This window comes from Leuconostoc kimchii IMSNU 11154, from assembly GCF_000092505.1.
Taxonomy (GTDB): Bacteria; Bacillota; Bacilli; order Lactobacillales; family Lactobacillaceae; genus Leuconostoc; species Leuconostoc kimchii.
The window spans coordinates 1,146,299-1,167,696 of the sequence record NC_014136.1 but is presented as its reverse complement, the minus strand read 5'-3'; the positions used below and the strand labels follow the sequence as shown (position 1 = coordinate 1,167,696).

The 21,398-nt window shown below is 37.0% G+C and carries 21 protein-coding genes and 1 tRNA gene; 9 read left to right on the top strand and 13 right to left on the bottom strand.

Annotation, left to right across the window (positions count from 1 at the left end):
* Positions 1 to 34 precede the first annotated feature (34 nt).
* The 5 genes from LKI_RS06365 to LKI_RS06345 form a co-directional block, all read right to left on the bottom strand.
* Entirely contained in the window at positions 35 to 571 is a 537-nt protein-coding gene (locus tag LKI_RS06365; protein ID WP_041762800.1) for a PadR family transcriptional regulator, read from the bottom strand.
* A gap of 139 nt (positions 572 to 710) precedes the next feature.
* On the bottom strand, positions 711 to 2,042 hold the full coding sequence (locus LKI_RS06360) for a dihydrolipoyl dehydrogenase family protein (RefSeq protein ID WP_013103332.1): 1,332 nt from the start codon (positions 2,040 to 2,042) through the stop codon (positions 711 to 713).
* Positions 2,043 to 2,270: 228 nt separating this feature from the next.
* Positions 2,271 to 3,746 (bottom strand): MFS transporter, encoded by a 1,476-nt coding sequence (locus LKI_RS06355; RefSeq protein WP_013103331.1) that lies wholly within the window; start codon positions 3,744 to 3,746, stop codon positions 2,271 to 2,273.
* Positions 3,747 to 3,827: 81 nt separating this feature from the next.
* Complete coding sequence (locus tag LKI_RS06350; protein ID WP_013103330.1) at positions 3,828 to 4,112, bottom strand: ArsR/SmtB family transcription factor; 285 nt, start codon at positions 4,110 to 4,112, stop codon at positions 3,828 to 3,830.
* 1,256 nt (positions 4,113 to 5,368) lie between these two features.
* Complete coding sequence (locus tag LKI_RS06345) at positions 5,369 to 6,577, bottom strand: MFS transporter (RefSeq protein ID WP_013103328.1); 1,209 nt, start codon at positions 6,575 to 6,577, stop codon at positions 5,369 to 5,371.
* A gap of 112 nt (positions 6,578 to 6,689) precedes the next feature.
* Here LKI_RS06345 and LKI_RS06340 point away from each other — a divergent pair, with 112 nt between their 5' ends.
* Positions 6,690 to 7,589 (top strand): helix-turn-helix domain-containing protein, encoded by a 900-nt coding sequence (locus LKI_RS06340; protein ID WP_013103327.1) that lies wholly within the window; start codon positions 6,690 to 6,692, stop codon positions 7,587 to 7,589.
* A gap of 63 nt (positions 7,590 to 7,652) precedes the next feature.
* Here the strand turns inward: LKI_RS06340 and LKI_RS06335 are convergent, their stop codons facing one another.
* Positions 7,653 to 9,164 (bottom strand): glycoside hydrolase family 32 protein, encoded by a 1,512-nt coding sequence (locus LKI_RS06335; protein WP_013103326.1) that lies wholly within the window; start codon positions 9,162 to 9,164, stop codon positions 7,653 to 7,655.
* Positions 9,165 to 9,405: 241 nt separating this feature from the next.
* Here LKI_RS06335 and LKI_RS06330 point away from each other — a divergent pair, with 241 nt between their 5' ends.
* On the top strand, positions 9,406 to 9,684 hold the full coding sequence (locus LKI_RS06330) for a hypothetical protein (RefSeq protein WP_242651951.1): 279 nt from the start codon (positions 9,406 to 9,408) through the stop codon (positions 9,682 to 9,684).
* Positions 9,685 to 9,832: 148 nt separating this feature from the next.
* On the opposite strand, the gene LKI_RS06325 is transcribed toward LKI_RS06330, so the two are convergent.
* The 3 genes from LKI_RS06325 to LKI_RS06315 form a co-directional block, all read right to left on the bottom strand.
* Complete coding sequence (locus tag LKI_RS06325) at positions 9,833 to 10,303, bottom strand: hypothetical protein (RefSeq protein ID WP_013103324.1); 471 nt, start codon at positions 10,301 to 10,303, stop codon at positions 9,833 to 9,835.
* Positions 10,304 to 10,414: 111 nt separating this feature from the next.
* Complete coding sequence (gene lepA, locus LKI_RS06320; RefSeq protein ID WP_013103323.1) at positions 10,415 to 12,202, bottom strand: translation elongation factor 4; 1,788 nt, start codon at positions 12,200 to 12,202, stop codon at positions 10,415 to 10,417.
* A gap of 134 nt (positions 12,203 to 12,336) precedes the next feature.
* Positions 12,337 to 12,636, bottom strand: a complete 300-nt coding sequence (locus LKI_RS06315) for a hypothetical protein (RefSeq protein ID WP_013103322.1) — start codon at positions 12,634 to 12,636, stop codon at positions 12,337 to 12,339.
* A gap of 98 nt (positions 12,637 to 12,734) precedes the next feature.
* Between LKI_RS06315 and LKI_RS06310 the strand changes: the two genes are divergently transcribed.
* Together LKI_RS06310 and LKI_RS06305 are read left to right on the top strand one after the other, a co-directional pair.
* Entirely contained in the window at positions 12,735 to 13,124 is a 390-nt protein-coding gene (locus LKI_RS06310; protein WP_013103321.1) for a hypothetical protein, read from the top strand.
* A 1-nt stretch (position 13,125) separates the two neighbouring features.
* Positions 13,126 to 13,632, top strand: a complete 507-nt coding sequence (locus tag LKI_RS06305) for a YbhB/YbcL family Raf kinase inhibitor-like protein (RefSeq protein ID WP_013103320.1) — start codon at positions 13,126 to 13,128, stop codon at positions 13,630 to 13,632.
* 24 nt (positions 13,633 to 13,656) lie between these two features.
* Here the strand turns inward: LKI_RS06305 and LKI_RS06300 are convergent, their stop codons facing one another.
* Both LKI_RS06300 and LKI_RS06295 read right to left on the bottom strand, forming a co-directional pair.
* Positions 13,657 to 14,220 carry a hypothetical protein gene (locus LKI_RS06300; protein ID WP_013975218.1) on the bottom strand — a complete coding sequence of 188 codons (564 nt, stop codon included), beginning with the start codon at positions 14,218 to 14,220 and terminating at the stop codon, positions 13,657 to 13,659.
* Entirely contained in the window at positions 14,198 to 14,536 is a 339-nt protein-coding gene (locus tag LKI_RS06295; RefSeq protein WP_013103318.1) for a PadR family transcriptional regulator, read from the bottom strand. The genes LKI_RS06300 and LKI_RS06295 overlap by 23 nt, the downstream gene beginning before the upstream one ends.
* A 183-nt stretch (positions 14,537 to 14,719) precedes the next feature.
* On the opposite strand from LKI_RS06295, the gene argC reads away from it, so the two are divergent.
* From argC to LKI_RS06270, 5 genes are all read left to right on the top strand, one after another.
* A complete protein-coding gene (gene argC / locus LKI_RS06290) occupies positions 14,720 to 15,760 on the top strand; it encodes an N-acetyl-gamma-glutamyl-phosphate reductase (RefSeq protein WP_013103317.1) in 1,041 nt (346 codons plus the stop codon).
* 26 nt (positions 15,761 to 15,786) lie between these two features.
* Positions 15,787 to 17,001, top strand: a complete 1,215-nt coding sequence (argJ, locus tag LKI_RS06285) for a bifunctional glutamate N-acetyltransferase/amino-acid acetyltransferase ArgJ (RefSeq protein WP_013103316.1) — start codon at positions 15,787 to 15,789, stop codon at positions 16,999 to 17,001.
* A gap of 37 nt (positions 17,002 to 17,038) precedes the next feature.
* A complete protein-coding gene (gene argB / locus LKI_RS06280; protein ID WP_041762805.1) occupies positions 17,039 to 17,776 on the top strand; it encodes an acetylglutamate kinase in 738 nt (245 codons plus the stop codon).
* 27 nt (positions 17,777 to 17,803) lie between these two features.
* Positions 17,804 to 18,919, top strand: a complete 1,116-nt coding sequence (locus LKI_RS06275; RefSeq protein ID WP_013103314.1) for an aminotransferase class III-fold pyridoxal phosphate-dependent enzyme — start codon at positions 17,804 to 17,806, stop codon at positions 18,917 to 18,919.
* Between the two features lie 62 nt (positions 18,920 to 18,981).
* Positions 18,982 to 19,053 (top strand) — tRNA-Asn (locus LKI_RS06270).
* A 105-nt stretch (positions 19,054 to 19,158) separates the two neighbouring features.
* Here LKI_RS06270 and ubiE read toward each other — a convergent pair.
* Both ubiE and LKI_RS06260 read right to left on the bottom strand, forming a co-directional pair.
* The gene (gene ubiE, locus LKI_RS06265) at positions 19,159 to 19,869 is read right to left on the bottom strand and encodes a bifunctional demethylmenaquinone methyltransferase/2-methoxy-6-polyprenyl-1,4-benzoquinol methylase UbiE (protein WP_041762808.1); all 711 of its coding nucleotides are present in this window, start codon (positions 19,867 to 19,869) and stop codon (positions 19,159 to 19,161) included.
* Positions 19,870 to 19,912: 43 nt separating this feature from the next.
* Positions 19,913 to 21,358, bottom strand: a complete 1,446-nt coding sequence (locus tag LKI_RS06260) for an o-succinylbenzoate--CoA ligase (RefSeq protein ID WP_013103312.1) — start codon at positions 21,356 to 21,358, stop codon at positions 19,913 to 19,915.
* Between the last annotated feature and the right edge of the window lie 40 nt (positions 21,359 to 21,398).

Below are 21,398 nucleotides of genomic sequence, written 5' to 3'. Positions count from 1 at the left end.
ATATAGCCCCTTTCATGATTTCAATGTTAACCTGTCACTCTTTTTGTGATGACAGTAGTTTTGTTTGGGAAGACTTTAAAACTTCTAGTGTCGCTGTGTAATAAGCAATCCCATAATCAAAAGTTATTTTTTGTCGATCTGTCATACCATCTGCCAGCCAAGTTGCCAATTGTGACTGCAACGTAGCTAGTTTCGCTTCCTTACGTGCAATTTCTTCCTGAAGAAATTCTGATACCTGTTCGGTTGGTAAATCTTGACTAAAGTAAAGTCGCATCAGAACATCAGATTTAAGTATTTCATCAGACGTAGGTTCATTGATTGCTTTAGAAAATACTGCTTGCCCAGCTGCTGTAATGGTATATATATTCTTATTAGGACGGTCAGTTTGTGATACTTGTTGTTTGGTGACTAATTTTTCAGCTTCCAATTTTTTTAAGGTGGGATAAATCATGCCAAAAGTCGCATCAAAAAAATGATCTAGCCGTGTTTGTAAAATCTCATTAATTTCATAACCTGTATGCGGCCCACTTTGTAAAATACCCAAAATGATTTCTCTGCCCTTCATCGCCATCAAAATAACCTCCATCTGTTTGTTACTTTTATTATACACGAGATGCATATTGGTCGATGACCACTCAAAGAAATTGATTGTCACACAAATCAGCACAGCAACAAAAAAGCGCGACAAAAGCCACGCCTGTCGGTTCATATTATAACTGCCCCCAAGTTGCCATACTAATCGATGGGAATAAATGAATTAATCGACCAATTTCATCTGGTCCAAACTTAAATTCAATGGCTGGTAATAACGTATTAACGACATTTTCAGCTTGTTCGCTGACTTCAGTCACACCGATCAAATGATGTTGCTTGTCAAAAATCAACGTGTTATCAGCAATCGTTTCGTTGTCAACTTGACGATACCAATCTTTGGTGAGGTCGGTCTGTTGCACCTCATAATCCCCTTGTTCAGCATCTGCTACCAAAACCCCTGCTTGCGCAATTCTTGGTGACGTAAAGACAACTGAGGGTACAACAGGATACTGAATTGGCGATTTTGTTTGACCAGAGAATTGTTTGAAAAGATACGTCGATTCAAAAATAGCTGTTGGTGTTAACTTAGGTTGCGTTTTATCAAGCACATCCCCTGATGCATAAATGTTATCAACGTTTGTCTGCAGATAATCATTGACAGGAATACCTGATTGATTATAAGTGACGCCAATTGTTTCTAAACCAATGTTTTCTACATTGGGGATTCGCCCTGAAGCATCCAACACCCAGTCAACTAACAAAGACTGACCATCGCTATATGTCACTTGCGTTTGATCCCCATGTTTTTCAAAGGCAGTGACATCAGCATTTGGCACAAACGTGACATTGCGTTGCTCTAAGTCGGTCACGACTTTGTCAACATAAGGCGCGTGAAATTGTCGTAATGCACGGTCGCCATGCATGAGCACAGTAATCTCAGCACCAGCTGCATTCGCAATGGTCGCAAATTCCATGCTAATATAACCCGAGCCAATAATGGCTATCTTTTGTGGCAAAGTCTTCAATGCCATGAAATCACGACTGTCATGTGCCAATTCCGTACCAGGAATATCCAAACGATGCGGACGTAACCCAGTCGAAATGACAATCTTGTCAGCAGTTACTGCCTTACCGTCAACAATGATTGTATGATTATCTTCAAAAACGCCACGTCCGTGAATCACGTCGATACCAGACTGATCTAATAACCCACCAATCATATCCGGCAACTCATTAATGACCGCTTCCTTATGAGCCTCATTCTGCGTCCAATCAATTGTCAGATTTCCCTGAACAATACCCGATAGGCGCTCGGCTGCTCGCGTTAATGTTACAGGTGCATCAAGTGTGATTTTAGCATTGCAACCATAGTTAGGACACGTGCCACCAATCATATCAGCTTCAATGATGCCAACCTTGACACCCGATTGTGCCAACGGAATCGCCCCGTCAAACGTACCATGCCCACTACCAAGATATAACACATCATAATCATATTGCTTTGTCATTCATTAACCTCCAATGGCATACTAAGAACTCACGCTAAACACAAAACCGTTTAACGCTCACGTTACCTATAGTATAAACCGCTTTGGGTGAAGTTACATGAATTAGCTTTGGGGTTGGTGGGGTAAGTTAGGTATAAAATTGCGTCAATGCACATGATTTAGCCAAATGCCACTCTTTTACTCAATTATTTTGAAATGACTAGATTTTCGATGACAAACAATTATTCGTCACTTAATTACTTCCCGATTTCGATCTGCTAAATTAACAATCAAAACGATGACAAACAGTATGAGCGCGACACTGAATACTGTATGCATGCCTGTTAAGATGATTTGATTGATTGTGTCCTCATCTGCAATCGATGGCGATTGATACACGCCTTTTATAGACTGATCAATCATATTCTGATCAACAGTGGCATGTTTCTTTAATCCCGAATTTAAACTCATATTGAATACTAAACCAAAAGTCCCTGCAGCTAATGTCTGTCCTAGCGTTCTACCTAAAGTGATCATTGATGAAGCAGTGCCTAAACTTTCTTCGGGAACAATTCTCTGAGCAACAAGTGTGTTCATTGTTATCGTTATGCCTAACGTCACGCCTGTTATGCCAGAAATAACAAAGAAAATTGTCTGGTTGAAGCGACTATCAATAAAAAGAAGCGGTAAATAGGCTACCATCATCAATGCAATGAGTGGTAAAGTAATATATTTTGGTGACCGACGTTTAACAAGTGTGCCGACAAAAAAAGAAGATAGTAACCAAAATATCGGACTAGGTGATACCGATAACCCAGCAACAGTGGCTGTTGTTTTATAAATACTCTGTAACCACATCGGAAAATACGTTTGAAAACCTATTTGAATCGCACTTAACAATAAAGCTGTCGTGATTTGAATTGAAAACAGCCTGTTATGAAATAACGTGAACGGTATAATTGGGTCACTTGCCTGCCGTTCGAAAATAATAAACGCTATAACAAACATAACAATTAGGAATAAAATAACCAACATTTGAATCGATGAAACATTGGCCTGACTTAATGTTTGGAAAAAAGTTAAAACCAGTATCAGAAGACCTGATAAGGATAAAATACCTTTAATATCTAAGGGCCTTTTGATATGTTTTTTTCGCTTCTCCTTATATTTAAATGAAATGATTAAGATCACAAGAATGCCAATTGGTACATTGATAAAAAACACCCAATGCCAACTTAATTTATCAACAATATAGCCACCCAACAAGGGTCCTAACAGTGCTGATATCCCCCAAGCTGTGTTATTCATAGCCAACATTTTTGATCGTTTCTGATAGTCGAACAAATCTGCAATCATTGTGAACGTAATAGGCATGATTGCACCGGCACCAATACCTTGCAAAGCTCTAAATATGATTAGTATAGTCATGTTGTTTGATACGCCACACAAAAACGATCCAATTGTAAAAATAATGAGACCAGTTAAAAATACTGGTTTTCTGCCAATTCGATCAGCAAATTTGCCATAAATAGGTGTCGTGACTGCTGTCAGTAACAGATATGTAGCAAATACCCAACTTTGTAGTGATATGCCATTGAGTTGGCTGACAATTGTTGGCAATGCGGTCGTTATAATTGTCGTTTCAATCGAAGTCATGAACGTTGCAATCAAGATAGCCATCATAATAAAATTTTTATTGTTTGTTGTTCTATTTTCTTGTATCAAGTTCTCTCCCCAAATCAATGTGCTTTGTTATTTATTCGATTGTTTTATAATATTAGAACTAATAGTTAAAAATAAAAAGATTCAAAGTGAATCCAAAAATCCTGGTAAAAAATTGTTAAAGGTATGATCATTCAGCGATAAATACTTACTTTGCGATGCTCTCCTAGTATTCGTTAAACCTACCTGACGCAACATTTTAAAATGATATGATACTGTAGACTTACTAATATTTAATTTTTCACCAATCTCTCCGCAAGTCATTTCACGTTGGGCATGATGCAAAACCCGGATAATGCGCAAGCGATTAATATCTGAAAGGACTTTGAAAATCTCTGTTCTCTGTAAATCTGTTTGTTCTAATGTCATGAAACAAGCATACGCTAATTTTTTATTATTTGTCAATATTTTCTTCGCATACAATATAGTTAGATGTGGTATAGATTGATACGCATAATAATTGGCTTTGTCGTTGACATCTGTTGTTTTTATATCGCTACATGTTGAAAATCAATATCTTGTCACAATAAAAGGGATCCAAGAAAGTTAGACACAAATCTAACTTTCTTGGATCCCTTCACATTTCATAAAGTCATTAGAACGCATATTTAAGAAAAAAATATTTCCATAAGCTCATGTCATTTACGCCACTTTTTATAGTCACTAATTTTCTGAAATGATTTCCAAAAAAACAGACTTAGCTATAGCAGATCTACGTCAATAAATCAGACACGTATTTTATTTTGTGAAATCTGATAAATCAGGTGATTTGTAAAGTGTAAAAATGGATTTAAAACAGCATTGTTAGGTTTTATATTTCACAAGATAAAATTTAGGTTCTTGAAGCCTTGATAAACCATTAATTTCGATAATGTACATTACGTTAACCTTGACTGGTCTAGCAATTTATTGCGCAATTACTTGATGAAAAAGTTGCGAATATGTTATAATAAAGACACATAAAAGGACTAGCGCTAACTAGTCCCATGGTTGTCTTGAGATAACCGCCACTACTTATTTCAATAAAGAAACAGCCTTGAACGGTCAAATTCAATTGTGGCTGTTTTTTTATTGATTATTTTTTAATACTTTTAACCAATACAACAACAAATGCCAACATTGATAGCATTAAACTCAAAGAGCCTAACACAATCATAGTTACTTCGTAACCTGACATTGTGCCACCTTTCTAGTAGCAACACACATGGATAAACCATAAGCACCACCACCTTTCAGCGGCTACCACACAACAACCATACATTATTATACCCTAATTTATATACAAAAAAAAACTGAAGGTAGCAGTCGTAGAAGACTATTTTTCTGGCACACTGACACAAAAAGAACTAGCACCACACTACTATATGACGCGAGACTAGCCAGTAAACTGGACGTACATTCTACTTTGACTAGCTATTGTTGCTCAAAGGCCACTGGAATTGCCCGTGAATACGTTTGCGATTATACCAACCTGCAATGAATTGGACTAAATCTGATTTTTTTAAGATATCCAACTCTAATTCAGCTTTCAAGGCACGCTTTTCAAGTCTTTTAAATTGTCATCTGTATAGGATTTTGAGGGGGCGGTGTGACTTTTATGCGTTACTGTTTTTAGACTAGCACCATTATATCCTTTTAATAATCCTTTTTTTCGTCAGTAGTAATAATCCAATTATAATAACCAAGGCTAAAAATCCAGATGAAATAAACACTTGGTAACTTTCAAAATGATCAAACAAGAGACCGTAACATAATCCTCCCAGAGGGACAAACAGTTGAGAAACCGCATTGATGATTGAATAAACACCACCCTGCTTATTTTCTGGCACTTCCATTTGTAAATAAGTTGTCATTGCTGTATTAGCAAATACGACTATCAGTCCGAAAGCAACTACTAATCCCCCTAGAAGTCCAATAATTATTAAATCACTATGTGTTATTAATTCTGGAAACCCGAACAAAATAATGATTATAGTAAAGTAAAACATTGACTGATACATAATTTTTAAGTTATCTTTAATGGTGTGAATAGTCAATATGATGCCACCTACTACCATTGCAACGCTAGTTAAACTTTCCAAAAAACTGTAAACTAATTTTGACAGAGACAATTGGTTAATAACAAGTACAGGTAAACCAATCGTTATGGCTGAGGCGAATAAGTTGATAAACATCGCAATAATAACAAGAGATAAAATTTCTGGCCGGCCTTTAATAAATTTTATAACCAACAAAAAGGAATTTTTGCCAGTGGCTGCTATCCTATGTAACGGATCTAGTTTTAACGTACTGGTGGATAAGATTGACACACCAACTAGAATAATTATTAGAAAAACAAAGAATGGCAGTGTGAGTAAGCTAAATGCTAGTCCTCCTACAATAGGACCAAGAATATTTGCAACCGAAGTAGCGGACTGGACTGATGCATTCAGTCTTTGATATTTGTGCTTTTCAACCAACTGTGTAGTAGACGCTTTTAACGTGACGATAAATAATTCCTCACTAACCCGAATAATAATCATCAAAATATAGACATATACGAGTGTACCAACATCTAAATGATCACTAACTACGACCCAATAAGCTAAAAGAAATACTAACGAAACTATTTGAGCTGTTAATAGTATCTTTTTGTGTGCAACTGTGTCTACAATTCTAGTCATAATCGGTGTCAGTAATAGGCTGACCAATGGTCCAATAATTGTTAGTGTTCCAAAAATGAAAGCTGACCGAGTTATTTGTAAAAAGTACAATCCGAAAAAAAAATTTAAAGAGGTTATCGATAAATTAAAAACGAGGCTAATTAATGATGTCTTTATAATTGTATTGAACATTATCGTACGCCCTTTCCTTGTTTCCAATTTATCATCAAATATATCTAGACATTTTATTAATATGTGTAGTATAGTTTACGTTATTGGATATAAGCGGAGACAACTACGAATTATGAAAACACTTGGAGACACCATTAAAGTAATTCGAAAACAAAAAAAACTCACTCAAAAAGAAGTTTATATGGGAATTGTGTCTAGAAATTTCGCATCACGATTTGAAAATGGGCATAACAGTGTTGAATCCGAAAAACTATTTGCCATTCTCAAAAGATTAGAAGTCTCTCCAAATGAATTTCAATTTATTCACTATAATAACTCCGAATATCAGTTTAATAGCATTTTGAACCAAATTGACAGTGATGCTAATATGAAGAAAACAGCCACGTTAATGCAGAAACATATTGCATTAAAAAAGGATCCATCTCTAGAAAGTCAAATTCTCGCTGCTATTGCATACATCAAGGTATATATTATTGGCAATAACCCTTTAAGAATGGCTGTCGATCCTGCATACCCATTAAAAAGACATTTAACCGAAACTAAATATTGGTCGGTGTTCGAATTAAGAGCATTTGTTGATGGTATTTTTATTTTTAGAAAAGACCCAGTAAAATTACGCGAATGTATGACTAAGGTTCATGATTTATATAAAAAATATAAAGAATTCACAGAATATTCTTATATAATAGAACAAAACGTCGCTAGTATTGTTCTGAATTATGTTCAAATTGAACTCACCAATTTCAACTATGATTCAAACAGTTTTAGGAAAATTACTGATAATTCTTACTACAGTGCAATAACCGATTTTACGGCTAAGCTCACTATGGATTTTGCTAGATTGGTCATTTTTCTCTATTTAGGATCAGATCAAAAAAATGACGAAGCTAATTGCTATGAATTTATACACATGCTAAAAATGCTGCAACATAATGACTATATCGTGTTTAACGAAATCTATCATTACCATTTACCTCTAAGCCAACGATATCGAAAGTCACAGTGTTCCTAACTCCGACTGCTTAACAAGCAAAAAGCGCAAAACACTGTCCCGTATTTTGCGCTTTTAATTATTTTATTCGAGTACACTATAAGCTACTCTCGTATCACCGTTTACTTTGACTGTGACATGATTGTTTGCTGATTCAGAAAACTTAGCTAATGAGTAGGTTTCTCCAGTTTCAGGGAAAAACATTTCAATACTTCCTGCATCAACAAATAATTGCACGTTCAATTGATTGACCGCATTTATTTTAGACACGTGCGCTTTAGCATAATGGCCATAAGCATCTTCTTCATTTTTGATGTTTGTACTGTTTCTAGAGACCATGTAATAACCATTAGTTGTATCCAAATCGAATTTGAAAAAACTGTCCTGATTGTCAATTTCAATATGTATATGTGACGGAAAAGCCTCGTTATCTTTGACGGTATTTAGATTTAATGCAAAACTCTTCAATGGTATATTTTTATCAACAACAGTTTTATACCCTAAAGCATCAGCTGTGGTCTCTTTTGTATAGACCGTTTGCTCATCAACTTTGTTTTTAAATAAAGTCGAAGTTAAAAATTGATTTGTTATTAAACGATAGTTATTTTTTTGCGTTAATGACAAGACACGTGCCATACTCATAGAACCAACCTTGCCGGTATTGGTTTTCACTTGCTTATTATAGTCCCAACTACCCAGCCACCCTAAGCCAAGTAATTGATGATTGTTGGTTTGCATAAATTTGGCGCCATAAAAGTCACTACCATCGTCCACTCTTCTGGCATCAGTTTCTGGTTGAAAGACCCCATCAATTAGATTACCGACAACGTAATAAGTACCTGTGGTCTCTTGACGTTGATAACCATTACCACCAAACAACATGACCCATTTGTCTTCATGACTATCTGTTGTTTTTAATTTGAATAAGTTAGGGCACTCTAATAGTCCTAATTGATCAATTTTATTATAAATACCAGATTTGTAATTAAAATGAATCCCATCTTTGGAGTTGTAAACACCAATTTTATTACCTTCAGCGAGATACATATAAAAAGTACCATCTAATCTGAAAACATACGGATCTCTGAAATTAGCATCTTTATTATCAGGTGTCATGATGGGATTATTTTTATAAGCTTGAAAAGTTAACCCATTATCTACAGAAAACCAAATATTTTGTGTTTGCCCTTTTTCGCCATAGCTAGTGACGTAGCTAATTAACGCATCTTTACCAAATCCTAACGTATTATCATAGTCTTTATAAATCGTTCCGGAGGCTATATCCCCATTGGGTGTCGTATACTTTTTGATAGCTGTTCCTAAGCTATTATAGTGTACAAAATCTTTCGTAGACACTGCTTCCCATTCCGTGCCATTACCACCAACCTTAAAATCCTTGTTATGCAAATAGTAGAACTTATATTCCTGAGTTTTTTCATCATAAACAATACTTTGAATATCATTCATAAAACCTGATTTGGCATTCAAATGATAATTTTGACTATATTCACCCATCGTATCTCCCAAAACCTTATGATTATCCATCACAAACACACCACTCAACACAACAACAAAAAGCACAACTTTCTTAATCATTTCTATTCTCCTAAAAAATAAATAACCTTACTAATATAGCATGGTTTTACTTTTTAAAAAATAATTATTGAACGGCACATTCACAACATATGATAAAAACTAGTATAATTGTCATAAAATATACCTTTAGAAGCAAAAGAATTACTCATTTTAAGCAAACAATTTAACTGAACGGCTGGTCATCAACATTGGGTCATTGGGTTTCCGGAAAATATAATTATTAAGGACTATGGTTGTAAAAATGGCAAAAAAAACTAAAAAAACGTCGTTATCATCATTTCTATCAGAGGAAAAAGACCTGAATAGTCAGGAACGCAATCTTATTGCTAACGTCATCGAAAACATGAATAATCATACATTACCTGAACAAAAAGCGATTAATTTACTTATAGCTGGTCTTCGAAAATTATCTTTAGAGCAAAGTCTCTCAAAACAAGGTTATGCCCTACTAGAAAAATTACAGCGCGGTGACTGGTCAAATGGCCTACAATGGCTGGCTTTCTCTGGATTGAGCATGTGACTATCATCTTTATCCATTGTCACTCGATACTTAAATTAGAACAACAAAAAATGACCATGTATGAATATATATACATGGTCATTTTTGCTGGCTACATTAAATGTTTATAAAACCAAACCATATTGATCCAGTCTACACATTTTTCATCTCATATTTGATGCCCCTTATTTCGGACAAACACCTTAATATTTTCATTCATACAAGAAGCCATAATCCCAGAAAATATTAAACCAAAGGCGATTGAAATACCTAATTCAATTAGAAAATTCCGCATACTGAAGTGACTTGTATTGAGATGACTATTTAAAAGAAACCACATCACTGTCATATTAACAAAATACATTAAGAACAATTTCATTTTAGAAAATGCTACCGTGTGTGTTGAAGCCAAAGGTTTGAAAAATAGATACATTGAATAGATGGTCCATAGTGCAACAATTTCAATGATCGCCATTCTTAAAACATTAAACACAATTGAGTTCGTATCAAAATTAAATACCAGACTAATTAACGGTATCGTCATGCAAAACCAACGCCATTTATATAAATATTGACCAAAGTTTGCTGTTTTTAAAAATGCCATTTGTGCATTAAATCTCGTTTGATTGACTGCGTCCAAAATATTCCCCCCTAGTAATCAATTATTTTGAATTACACTCAGTATACCAAAATATGACATAATCTACAAAAGACCTATGACTTAGCATATACCTACAGTCATTGTGTTGATTTATATTTCTAAGAAAATATCAAATACGCTTTGTGGCAATTCAAATGTTAATTGTTTTGATTTTCTCTTATTGAGGCTTTGCCTACGAAGTAACGCTTGTTGTTTTGAGATACTTTTTTTATCGCCAGAAACAGCAGCGTTCTTTCTGATGGGCGGAATATCGACTCGCGCAATAACATGGCCTTCAATAATGGCTTGCGCTGGCATTGGATATAGTTGGCGTGGCACAGTATATTTTAGTTTGTGAACTAACGCCTGTGCTTCATTGTTGGCATCAATTCTGTGTGTGAGATACGTCAATTGTGGCACCCGACTATAATTAATATCAAACGTTATTTTGACAATATCTGCCGGTTGATAGACTATTTTACCCATTGATAACGTTGCATAACCGTGGGTTTCTGATTTTAAAGCATTAAAAAAATGGTAAGCAATCTCTGAAAGTGGCATGTCATAGGTGAGTTGCACTAGGTTACTGAGATTATTAAGATCTGTTAATATGCCTTTATATTTTTCTGATAAATTAATCACTTGGTTCACGGTCTCAGGTAATGTTGTGATTTGAACAGTTACAACCGGTTCTTCAACGTAATCGATATCTGAAAAGTCCGGAAAATTAATCGGATTATTAATAGCTAATAACTGCGCGTTTTTAAGGTGTACTTTGTAAGTGACATTTGGTGAGGTGGTTATGACCTCAAGGTCATATTCTGATTTCAATCGTTCTCTAATGATTTGCAAATGAAAATTTCCTAGGAACCCCACTCTAAATCCAGGTCCCAAAGCGTCAGAATAGTCCTCCTCAATGCTCAAAGAAGAATCATTTAGCGCTATTTTGAATAACGCAGATTTCATCGTTAAAAAATCATCTTTAGGAAATATCCCAGCATAAACAACAGGATGAGCCGCTTCATAGCCACGAAGCGGTTCTAAAGCACCCGATGATTGCGTTGTAATCGTATCACCTACACGAATTTGATCAGTTTCTTTAATACCGGTAACAACAAATCCGACTTCGCCAGCATGTAAAGCATCTTTCTCAACCATATTTGGATTAAAGATACCAATTGTTTTTGATTCAAACTTTTTATCAGCATGCATCAAATGAAGTTTTTGATTCGCTCTTAATTCACCTGAAAATAATCGAACATGCGCTATAATACCTTGATAATTATCGTATGACAAATCAAATACTAACGCTTTAAGACCAGAAACAGAATGATCTAATTTTGGCATTGGTATGCGTTGGATAATTTCTTCTAGTAAGTTCTCAACCCCAGTCCCATGCTTGGCAGAAACTTCTAAAATATCACTATCCGAAAAATCGACGTCTAACTCTAATATTTGTTGTTTGACCATGGCCACGTCAGCATTTAGACTGTCTATTTTGTTGATCACAGGTAGTATTTTAATATTTTGTGCTTTAGCCAAATTAAAATTCGCAACAGTTTGTGCCTGAACACCTTGCGTCGCATCAACCAATAGAATAACGCCTTCGGTAGCAGCGAGGCTTTTCGATACTTCATAAGAAAAATCAACGTGACCCGGCGTATCAATTAGATTAAGCGCGTATCGTTGGTTATCTTTAGCAATAAAAAAATTTGTCACAGTTTGCGCTTTTACAGTGACACCATGCTGTTGTTCAACTGCCATATTATCGAGCAGTTGTGGTTTTGCACTCCGTTGATCAACAGTATGTGTTAGTGTCATGATTTGATCAGCTAACGTCGACTTGCCGTGATCAATGTGTGCAATAATTGAAAAATTCCTAATATTATTTGAGTCCATAGTTATGTGTTCGTTCTCCATATTTTTAAATTGCGTCAATCTAAATAGAGAAACGGTATTTTGATATTCATCGTCCCCCTTAAAGGACGTACCCAACTAGCATAATCATGACGTTCCTCCTTTACAATAACGAGTCAACTCTCATCCTCATCAATCTGATTAATTTTATCAAAGACATGGAAGAGATTCTCCATCTCAGTTAATTTATATTTTTTTGAATTGCGATCGTAGACTATCTCAGATTGTATCGGCTCCCCAACCTGTAAATCATGTAAAAAATCACGAATTTCGGAAATATCACGTTGCACTGTTTTACGGCCAATAAAAAACATATCTTCAATTTCTTCAATTGATAACGCTCGTCGGCTAATCAATGCCGAATAAAGTCGTAGAATACGTTGTTTATCATTAAATACCGTTTTACGTGCTGTCATGTTTTTCCCCAAGATTTAAAAGTTAAATTTATTGTACCAAATAAAACAAATGTTCGGTACAATAAAGTTATAAATATTTTACACGAAAGGTTTAAAATATGTCATTTTTTAATTTGTTCAAAAAGAAGACACAACGTGTTGACAACACTCCTGATCAAGCGGCAACATCTGACCCGATCACTTGGGAAAACACAACGATTCCTGATGATTTTTTTACTGGGTATCATGATACTATTGCTCAGTTAGAAGCTGAAGGTAAGACTGCTGCAGCTGAAACACTACGTGCAAACGAACCCACCTTACAAATCGCATTCATTGATCGTTTTGCAGAGCAGGTACAATCTGAAACAGCATCGATTGCCGACATGGATAAACGCACAGCAGCCGTTATCACTGCGATTAGCAAGATCCGCGTGTATAATAAACAAATGAATATCAATGTTCGCACACATTTAGCTCAAACGAAAAAAAGATTAATAGGAGAATAATATGGACATTCATGTCACATTAGATAACGGATTCATACCAGATAAATACACTAAATTTGCCCCTAGTCATTACCGTACCAACGACATGCCAACCGTCAACTTTCCTGTGACGATTACTGACATCCCCGAAGGCACGCAATCTTTATCAGTCAGCCTAATTGATTACGATGCCGTACCGGTGACAGGTTTTCCTTGGATTCACTGGCTGGCCGCTAACTTACCTGTCAGCAATATTCCTGAAAATCTTCGTGCGACAAAACAAGGTATCTCTGGTACTAATTCAACCTGGCATATGGTTCAAAAAGCTAATGAGCCAGCAAATCCAGACATTAATCAAGCCTACATCGGGCCTATGCCACCAGATCAAACGCACAATTATACCCTCAGTGTGTTCGCGCTAGACACGAAACTAGACATTACAGACGGTTTTTTTCTTAACGAACTACGTACAAAAAGTAATGGCCATGTCTTAGCTATGGCTATTTCAGAACTGCCTGCCCGTAATTAGCACTTCTTCGGAAGTGTTTTTTATTTAGAATTGTATCGTTAAGGCGTTTTTAGTCATGAGATCTATCAACCAAAAACCGCCAATCATTAGTACCGTTGTCATGACACCATAAAAAAATAACCATTTATTATTTTGTAACAACATCGTCGCAAATTTTTGACGATAACGAAAAATAAGAAATAATATCATCATTTGAAAAGTGATACTAGCTAGAATAGTTGCTCCATTTAGTCTATGGTGGGTTAATAACTCAGTCAGTGGTGTCCACATTTGTGCAAGCAAGCCCACTGTAATCGCAAACCAATAATACTTTAACGTGCTCATCAAACTCATGTTAGGTATTTCTGCAAGGGTGTTATTCACTAATTCCCTTGCATCTCCAAAAACGTTGTTGGCAATCTGTCCTTCTTTTTGTGCAGCCAAAATATCCCGTAATACATCCAATAACATTGATTCAACAATCCGATCGGGTTTGAATAATGCCTGTACTCTCGTATAAATAATGACTTGTTCATAGTAAGCACTATTCACAACATTCAACTGCGTTTTTAGTGCATTATTTTCTTTAATTAATAGTTTTGTTCGCATCGATTAATCTCCCCATATTCGTTTGCAACTGCTCCCATGCGCTAATAAACAATGCCAGATATTGCTTACCCGCTGGTGTTATTTTAAAGTATTTACGTGCGGGGCCATCAGGTGATTGTTGCATTTTCCCGATGATATAACCCTCGCGCTGCAACTTTTGCAATGCAGGATATATTGTGCCATCAGCAACTGTATTAAATCCAGATGCTTGTAGACGTTGATTTAATACATACCCATACACATTTTCTCGCGAAATAATCAATAACATTGCGCCTTCAAGTGATCCCTTTAACAATTGTGTATTCAGTTTTGACACGTCACACCTCCTAACTTGTAAAACAATATAGCTAGTTTAACATGGACTATCATACTTTACAAGCTAGTCTATATGTATTTTTATACAAATTGAAACTAATATTCACTCTCATTTTGCATATTTATTGTATTTAAATACATATAGGTTTATATTTATAACATTAACTCATCACGGAGGCACAGCATGAATAAAAAAATAATCAATGTCGCAATTGTCGGCGTTACTGGATACGGTGGCCTTGAATTACTGCGTTTATTACATAATCATCCGACAGTTCATGTTGTGTCAATTCATAACACCTCAACCGATTCAGAAGAGATTAGTATCAGTTATCCGCATCTCAAATCAATGTATAAAATAACGCCAACGCCTTTTGACCCTGTGCATATTATGCAGTCCGCTGACTTAGTATTCTTTGCGACTTCAAGTGGTGTTTCCAAGGATTTAGCACAGCCATTCATTGAATCTAACTTCCCTGTAATTGATCTTTCCGGTGATTTTCGACTCAATGCTACCGACTATAAGACTTGGTATAAAAAAGCGCCTGCGACACAAGCTTTATTAGATCAGGCCAATTATAGTCTCGCTGATTTTTATCAAAATGATCGTCATTATATTGCAAACCCTGGGTGCTACGCTACAGCAACATTATTAGCTTTGGCACCGCTAGCGCAACAGCAATTATTAGATCAAGAAAATATTATTATTGATGCTAAAAGCGGCCTCTCGGGCGCTGGTAAGTCACTCAATTTATCCAGCCACTTTGTCAACGTCAATGAAAATTTCAGTATGTATAAGCCAAATCAACATCAACACATCCCAGAAATTACACAACAACTCAAACAATGGCAACCAGATGTTAACCATATTCAATTTACAACATCTTTACTGCCAATTAACCGCGGTATTTTTGTCAGTGCTTACGTCAAGCTCAACAAGCAGGTATCAGCCGATACTTTGCAAGATATTTTCGAAACAACTTACCAAGACAAGCCGTTTATACGTATCATGCCAAAAGATCACTTGCCAAATATTAAACAAGTGGTGGGTACTAATTTTGCAGATATTGGTCTAACCTACAACCCAGATACAAAATACCTCACAATCGTCAGTGTTATTGACAACATGATTAAAGGCGCCGCTGGTCAAGCCATTCAAAACATGAACCACTTGTTTAATCTCGATGAAACAACAGGCTTACAACTCATTGCGCAATACGCATAATACCAAAACCATTACAAGGGGAAACTATGACAGATACACTTCAAAAAATTAAGCAGTTAGCAGATGCCGATATTGCTGCACCATTAGGTTTTCACGCTGATGGACAACATGTCGGCCTTAAACATAAATCCAAAGATCTTGGTTGGATTTATAGCGATGTTCCGGCGGCAGCAGCTGGTGTATTTACAACCAATCAAGTTCAGGCCGCTCCCGTCAAACTAGACAAGGCGACGATCAAAGATGGCCAATTACAAGCCATTATCGTTAACTCTGGTAATGCCAATGCTGTCACTGGAAAGATTGGCTATGAACATGCAGCCGTGATGCAACAAACGGCTGCCGATAGCTTAAATATTGACGCAAACTTAGTTGCTGTCGCCTCAACTGGTATCATCGGTCAAATTTTACCAATTGATAAGGTTGTCCATGGTATCCATCAACTTCATATTTCAGGCGATTCGAAAGCATTTGCTCATGCAATTATGACAACAGACACCGTGGAAAAATCAATTACCATCCAAAGTCAGATTGGCAATCAAACTGTCACAATGAGTGGTGTAGCTAAGGGCTCTGGCATGCTTCATCCAAACATGGCAACAATGCTTGGATTCATCACAACTGATGTTAATATCTCATCTGAATTACTACAACAAGCATTGTCAGAAGATGTCGAAACCAGTTTTAATCAAATTACAATAGATGGTGATACAAGTACCAATGATACCGTCCTAGTCATGGCAAACGGTCAAGCCAACCATCAAAAAATTATCACAGCTTCTGCAGACTATGATCACTTTAAAGCTATGCTACATACTGTAACAACGGCGCTCGCCATTGCACTCGCCAGTGACGGTGAAGGTGCGACTAAATTATTAGCTGTGACGGTAGCCCACGCACAATCATCCTCTGCAGCACGTATGATTGCTAAAAAGGTTGTGGGCTCATCATTAGTTAAGACTGCCATGTTTGGCAAGGACCCTAACTGGGGGCGTATTATTGCTGCTATTGGTGCCAGTGATGTTGCTGTTGATCCTGATATCATCGATATTGCGCTCAACAACATACCAGTTATGCAATCTGGGGCACCCATAACTTTTGATCAAGAAAGTATGGTCGCAGCATTGGAACAAAAAAACATTGCTATAGATATCAATTTAAACAACGGTGAGGCAAGTGGCCAGGCGTGGGGATCCGATTTGACATATGAATATGTTAAAATCAACGCACTCTACACAACCTGACCATGAACTTACCACAATCAAACGTGGGGAATCAGTCATGACAAAAAAAATAGTCATTAAAATAGGTGGCACAGCCGCTACACAACTATCACCAGCATTTTTTGAAACAATCAAAATCTGGCAAAAACAGGACGCTAAAATTATCATTGTTCATGGTGGCGGTAACCATATCTCCTCCCTCATGGCACAACTAAACGAACCTGTCCAAAAAGTTAATGGCATTCGCTTTACAACCCAAAAGGGTATTGAAATCACTAAAATGGCTTTGCTTGGCCAAGTACAACCTGATTTAGTCGAAACTTTCCGTTTAAACTCAGTCGCAGCGATTGGTTTAAATGCTGGTAGTAATCAATTATTAACAGGTCATATGTTAGATCAAGACGTTTATGGATATGTCGGTGCCATTCATCAAGTTAACAGCCAGTTAATTCAAAATATGTGGCAACAAAATCTTGTGCCTATCATTGCACCACTCGCCATGTCAAATGATGGCCAATGGCTCAACGTTAATGCTGACCATGCTGCTACTGCCATTGCTAAGTATATGCAAGCCGACGAACTTTATTTGTTAACTGATGTCTCTGGCGTTAAGGTTAGTGGCAATATGTTGCACAAAATCACACCACAAAAAGCCTTAGAGCTACAGGAATCGCACGTCATCACTGGCGGTATGGTGCCAAAAATCAGCAGCGCCATTCATGCCGTTGAACGCGGTGTTCACAATGTTCACATTACGAATACAGTGACACATCCAGGCACAATCATTACGTTGTAATAACCTAACAAGTCAAGGAGAATCATTATGTCTTTATTTCCAAATTATCATCGTGCACCTGTTACATTTATTTCTGCTAAAAATGCCACTTGGGTTGACGACCATAACCAAACGTATAGCGATTTAAGTAGTGGTATTGGCGTTTATAATGTTGGTGCAAATAACCCTGAAGTATTGACAGCTTTGACTGATCAGGCAGCAAACATTTGGCATGTGCCAAATTTGTACCAAAATCCATTACAAGAAACAGTCGCTCAAAAACTTGGTGGTGACACCTATACCACTTATTTTGCTAATTCTGGCGCTGAAGCCAATGAAGCGGCCATTAAATTAGCACGATTAGCCACTGGTAAATCAACAATTATTTCATTTTCAAATTCGTTTCACGGACGGACTTACGCAGCAATGGCGGCTACTGGACAAGACAGTATTCACGCCGGTTTACCCATGTTAGCTGGTTTTAAGTACGCCACATTTAATGATATTAATAGTTTACAAGCGCTCATTAACGATGATGTTGCAGCAATTATGCTCGAACTCATTCAAGGTGAGGGTGGTGTTATTCCGGCAGAACCCGAATTCGTTGCAGCACTTGTCAAACTCGCTCATGACAACAACATTTTAATTATCGTTGACGAGGTGCAAACCGGCATCGGTCGAACAGGTAAAAAATTTGCCTTTGAAAATTATGACTTTGAACCTGATATTTTTACTAGTGCCAAGGGCTTAGCCAACGGTGTCCCTGTTGGTGCTATGCTCGCAAAAAATAAATTAGCCCCTGCCCTAGCCTATGGTACTCATGGTTCAACATTTGGCGGAAATCCCCTATCCATGGCAGCTGCCAGTGCAACATTGACTGTCTTAGAAGGCCTATTACCCGAATTAGAGGCCAAAATCACCCTTTTCTGGCAAAAATTGTCTGAGTTTAACACGTTGGCGTCTGTGACATCTGTTCATGGTCTTGGCATGATGGCTGGTATCACATTAAATATTCCTGTGAATCGTGTTGTTTCTGATTTGCTAAGCGAACATATTATTGTCTTATCTGCCGGAAATAATACCTTAAGACTATTGCCGCCCCTCACAATATCAACAGAACAATTGCTAAAGTCGCTTGATCAAATTAAATACTATCTTTCTTAAAAATAACCATTGACATTTATTTTTAATCTTGGTATACTTTAATAGTTGATTAATCAACTAATTGCTCTATAGTTCAGCGGTAGAATAGCACACTGTTAATGTGAAGGTCCCTGGTTCGATCCCAGGTGGAGCAGTATTATATTTAAATGAAAACCACGAAAGTTATAATAACTTTCGTGGTTTTCATTTTTTATTTAGTTATACATCATAAAAAAACCACGAAGTGAACAACTAGTTGTTCATTTCGTGGCATAATGTACAGCTGCCGCACCTAAATTGAATCGTGAAATGGTCACTTTTTTAAATCCTGTTTTCAATAACACTTGACCAAGTGTCATGTAATCCATAAAATGTTCTGTCGTTTCATCTAAGTATTTATATTCAGTATACTTACCCTTGGCAAATACTTTACCAAACACTGGCATAATTTTCCCGAAGTAAAGTTGCCATAATGGTTTCACAATGGGATTATCAGGCTGTGAGGTTTCTAAAATAACAAGCTGCCCTCCTGGCTTCAACACACGATACATTTCTTTTAATCCTGTCACTGGGTCTGGTAAGTTACGCAAACCAAAACCAATGGTCACAATATCAAAGGCTGCATCATCAAAAGGTAGTGCCATAGCATCACCTTGAACCAAGGTGATTTTCTCAGAGTAATCACTTATGTCCACCTTATCTTGCCCAATAGCCAACATTTCTTCACTAAAGTCTAGCCCAGTAACATGCGCTGTTTCATCACTCTTTTCCGCCAACGCCAATGCCCAATCAGCAGTCCCTGTAGCAACATCAATGATGTCCGCACCATTTGGGAATGTCATTCTAGCCATCACTTTCTGACGCCACAACTTATGCGTACCGAAGGAAATAATATTATTCATTTTGTCATATTCAGGTGCAATTTTATTAAATAGTGCCTGAACATCAGTATTTTTTGGTGATCGTGTCATAATTTTAAAACGTAACATCAATTCGTTACGTATTTCTCCTATATTATTTTAATGCTTGCAATTCAGTTAATGCCTGCGCAAAACGGTGGCGTTGTACCTTACCACTAGCAGTACGATACCATGTTTTAGCGCGATAAAAGTGTTTTGGCACCTTATAATGTGCTAAACGTTCACGTCCATAGGTGCGAAGATCAGCCATTGATAAATGCGTCCCTGATACAACAGCTACAGGAATAGCTCCCCACTTTTCATCAGGAACGCCAATAACGACAATATTTTCTAGTCCAGGCATTTTGGCATACACGGACTCCACTTCGTCTGGGAAAATATTTTCACCACCAGAACTAATCATATCACCTTGACGCCCTTGAATATATAAGAAGCCATCCGTGTCAAAATAACCAAAATCTTCAGTGTTAAACCAGCCTGATGACATATTTTTATTTAATTGATCGGGTTGGTTTAAATAACCAGGGGTTAAAGTGGGCGTTTTAACCCAAATATTTCCAACTGCCGTTGATTGTCCTTGATCATCTCGTATGTCAACAGTCACAGGGAAAAGCGGTTTACCAACCGAGCCTAGTTTTTCTTGAATATCTTCAGGTGCCAGCGCCACGATCTGTGAGGCAGTTTCAGTCATACCATAAGACTGAATAATAGGTAAGTGATGTGCCTGTGCTTGTTGCAATGTTTGTTTATCAGTTGGACCACCACCTAATAACATCGCCCGAAAGTGATCATTATAATTAACACCATCAGGTAACTCAGCTAATAGTGTTTTTAGCATCACCGGCACCACCGACATCGTCGTGATGGTATCATGAATAAGCCAATCATTGATTTTAGAAGCATTAAACTTTTCAACCAACACCACACGCATCCCATATAGCAGGCTTCGCATTAAAATTGAAAAACCACTAATATGGAAAATGGGTACAACAGTCAGCCAAGCATCATTTGCGGTGAGCCCTAAATTAAGGGCACTTCCCATTGCAGACATAAAGTGATTTTGATATGTTTGCATGACACCTTTAGGATGGCTAGTTGTGCCTGACGTATACATAATACTTGTCACAAAATCATCCGGATAGTCACTCGTAGGTGTTACTGGCTTGCCAATCGGTAGATCAGAAAATTTCACCTGCTGTTGCACAACTAATTTTTGTTCGTAATGATCATCTGTTAACACAATATCAACATCTGCATCTGATAATTGATAATTAATTTCTGCTACAGATAACCGACGATTAATAAAAACAATCGTCTTGCCTAATTGCTGTAACGCCATAATCACTAAATAACCACTCAAGTTGTTAACCATAAGAAGCGCGATACGGTCATGATTTTGTGCACTTTTCAACATGGCGATTCTGCCTGCCATGGCTGCTGCTGCCTGTGCGACTTCTGAAAAAGTCATTTGTTTTTGACCGTCAGTAACGGCCACACGTGTTGGTGTTAGACGCGCTCGTTTTGTTAACCAATTCTCCATTTTAAAACCTCTTAATAACTATATTACCATACCACCTACT

What these genes read in the sequence shown, in the direction of transcription:
- LKI_RS06365 (WP_041762800.1), bottom strand. Translation starts at nt 571, where the DNA reads ATGGCGATGAAGGGCAGAGAAATCATTTTGGGTATTTTACAAAGTGGG.
- LKI_RS06360 (WP_013103332.1), bottom strand. Translation starts at nt 2,042, where the DNA reads ATGACAAAGCAATATGATTATGATGTGTTATATCTTGGTAGTGGGCAT.
- LKI_RS06350 (WP_013103330.1), bottom strand. Translation starts at nt 4,112, where the DNA reads ATGACATTAGAACAAACAGATTTACAGAGAACAGAGATTTTCAAAGTC.
- LKI_RS06345 (WP_013103328.1), bottom strand. Translation starts at nt 6,577, where the DNA reads ATGTTCAATACAATTATAAAGACATCATTAATTAGCCTCGTTTTTAAT.
- LKI_RS06340 (WP_013103327.1), top strand. Translation starts at nt 6,690, where the DNA reads ATGAAAACACTTGGAGACACCATTAAAGTAATTCGAAAACAAAAAAAA.
- LKI_RS06335 (WP_013103326.1), bottom strand. Translation starts at nt 9,164, where the DNA reads ATGATTAAGAAAGTTGTGCTTTTTGTTGTTGTGTTGAGTGGTGTGTTT.
- LKI_RS06330 (WP_242651951.1), top strand. Translation starts at nt 9,406, where the DNA reads ATGGCAAAAAAAACTAAAAAAACGTCGTTATCATCATTTCTATCAGAG.
- lepA (WP_013103323.1), bottom strand. Translation starts at nt 12,202, where the DNA reads ATGGACTCAAATAATATTAGGAATTTTTCAATTATTGCACACATTGAT.
- LKI_RS06315 (WP_013103322.1), bottom strand. Translation starts at nt 12,636, where the DNA reads ATGACAGCACGTAAAACGGTATTTAATGATAAACAACGTATTCTACGA.
- LKI_RS06310 (WP_013103321.1), top strand. Translation starts at nt 12,735, where the DNA reads ATGTCATTTTTTAATTTGTTCAAAAAGAAGACACAACGTGTTGACAAC.
- LKI_RS06305 (WP_013103320.1), top strand. Translation starts at nt 13,126, where the DNA reads ATGGACATTCATGTCACATTAGATAACGGATTCATACCAGATAAATAC.
- LKI_RS06300 (WP_013975218.1), bottom strand. Translation starts at nt 14,220, where the DNA reads ATGCGAACAAAACTATTAATTAAAGAAAATAATGCACTAAAAACGCAG.
- argC (WP_013103317.1), top strand. Translation starts at nt 14,720, where the DNA reads ATGAATAAAAAAATAATCAATGTCGCAATTGTCGGCGTTACTGGATAC.
- argJ (WP_013103316.1), top strand. Translation starts at nt 15,787, where the DNA reads ATGACAGATACACTTCAAAAAATTAAGCAGTTAGCAGATGCCGATATT.
- argB (WP_041762805.1), top strand. Translation starts at nt 17,039, where the DNA reads ATGACAAAAAAAATAGTCATTAAAATAGGTGGCACAGCCGCTACACAA.
- LKI_RS06275 (WP_013103314.1), top strand. Translation starts at nt 17,804, where the DNA reads ATGTCTTTATTTCCAAATTATCATCGTGCACCTGTTACATTTATTTCT.
- ubiE (WP_041762808.1), bottom strand. Translation starts at nt 19,869, where the DNA reads ATGACACGATCACCAAAAAATACTGATGTTCAGGCACTATTTAATAAA.
- LKI_RS06260 (WP_013103312.1), bottom strand. Translation starts at nt 21,358, where the DNA reads ATGGAGAATTGGTTAACAAAACGAGCGCGTCTAACACCAACACGTGTG.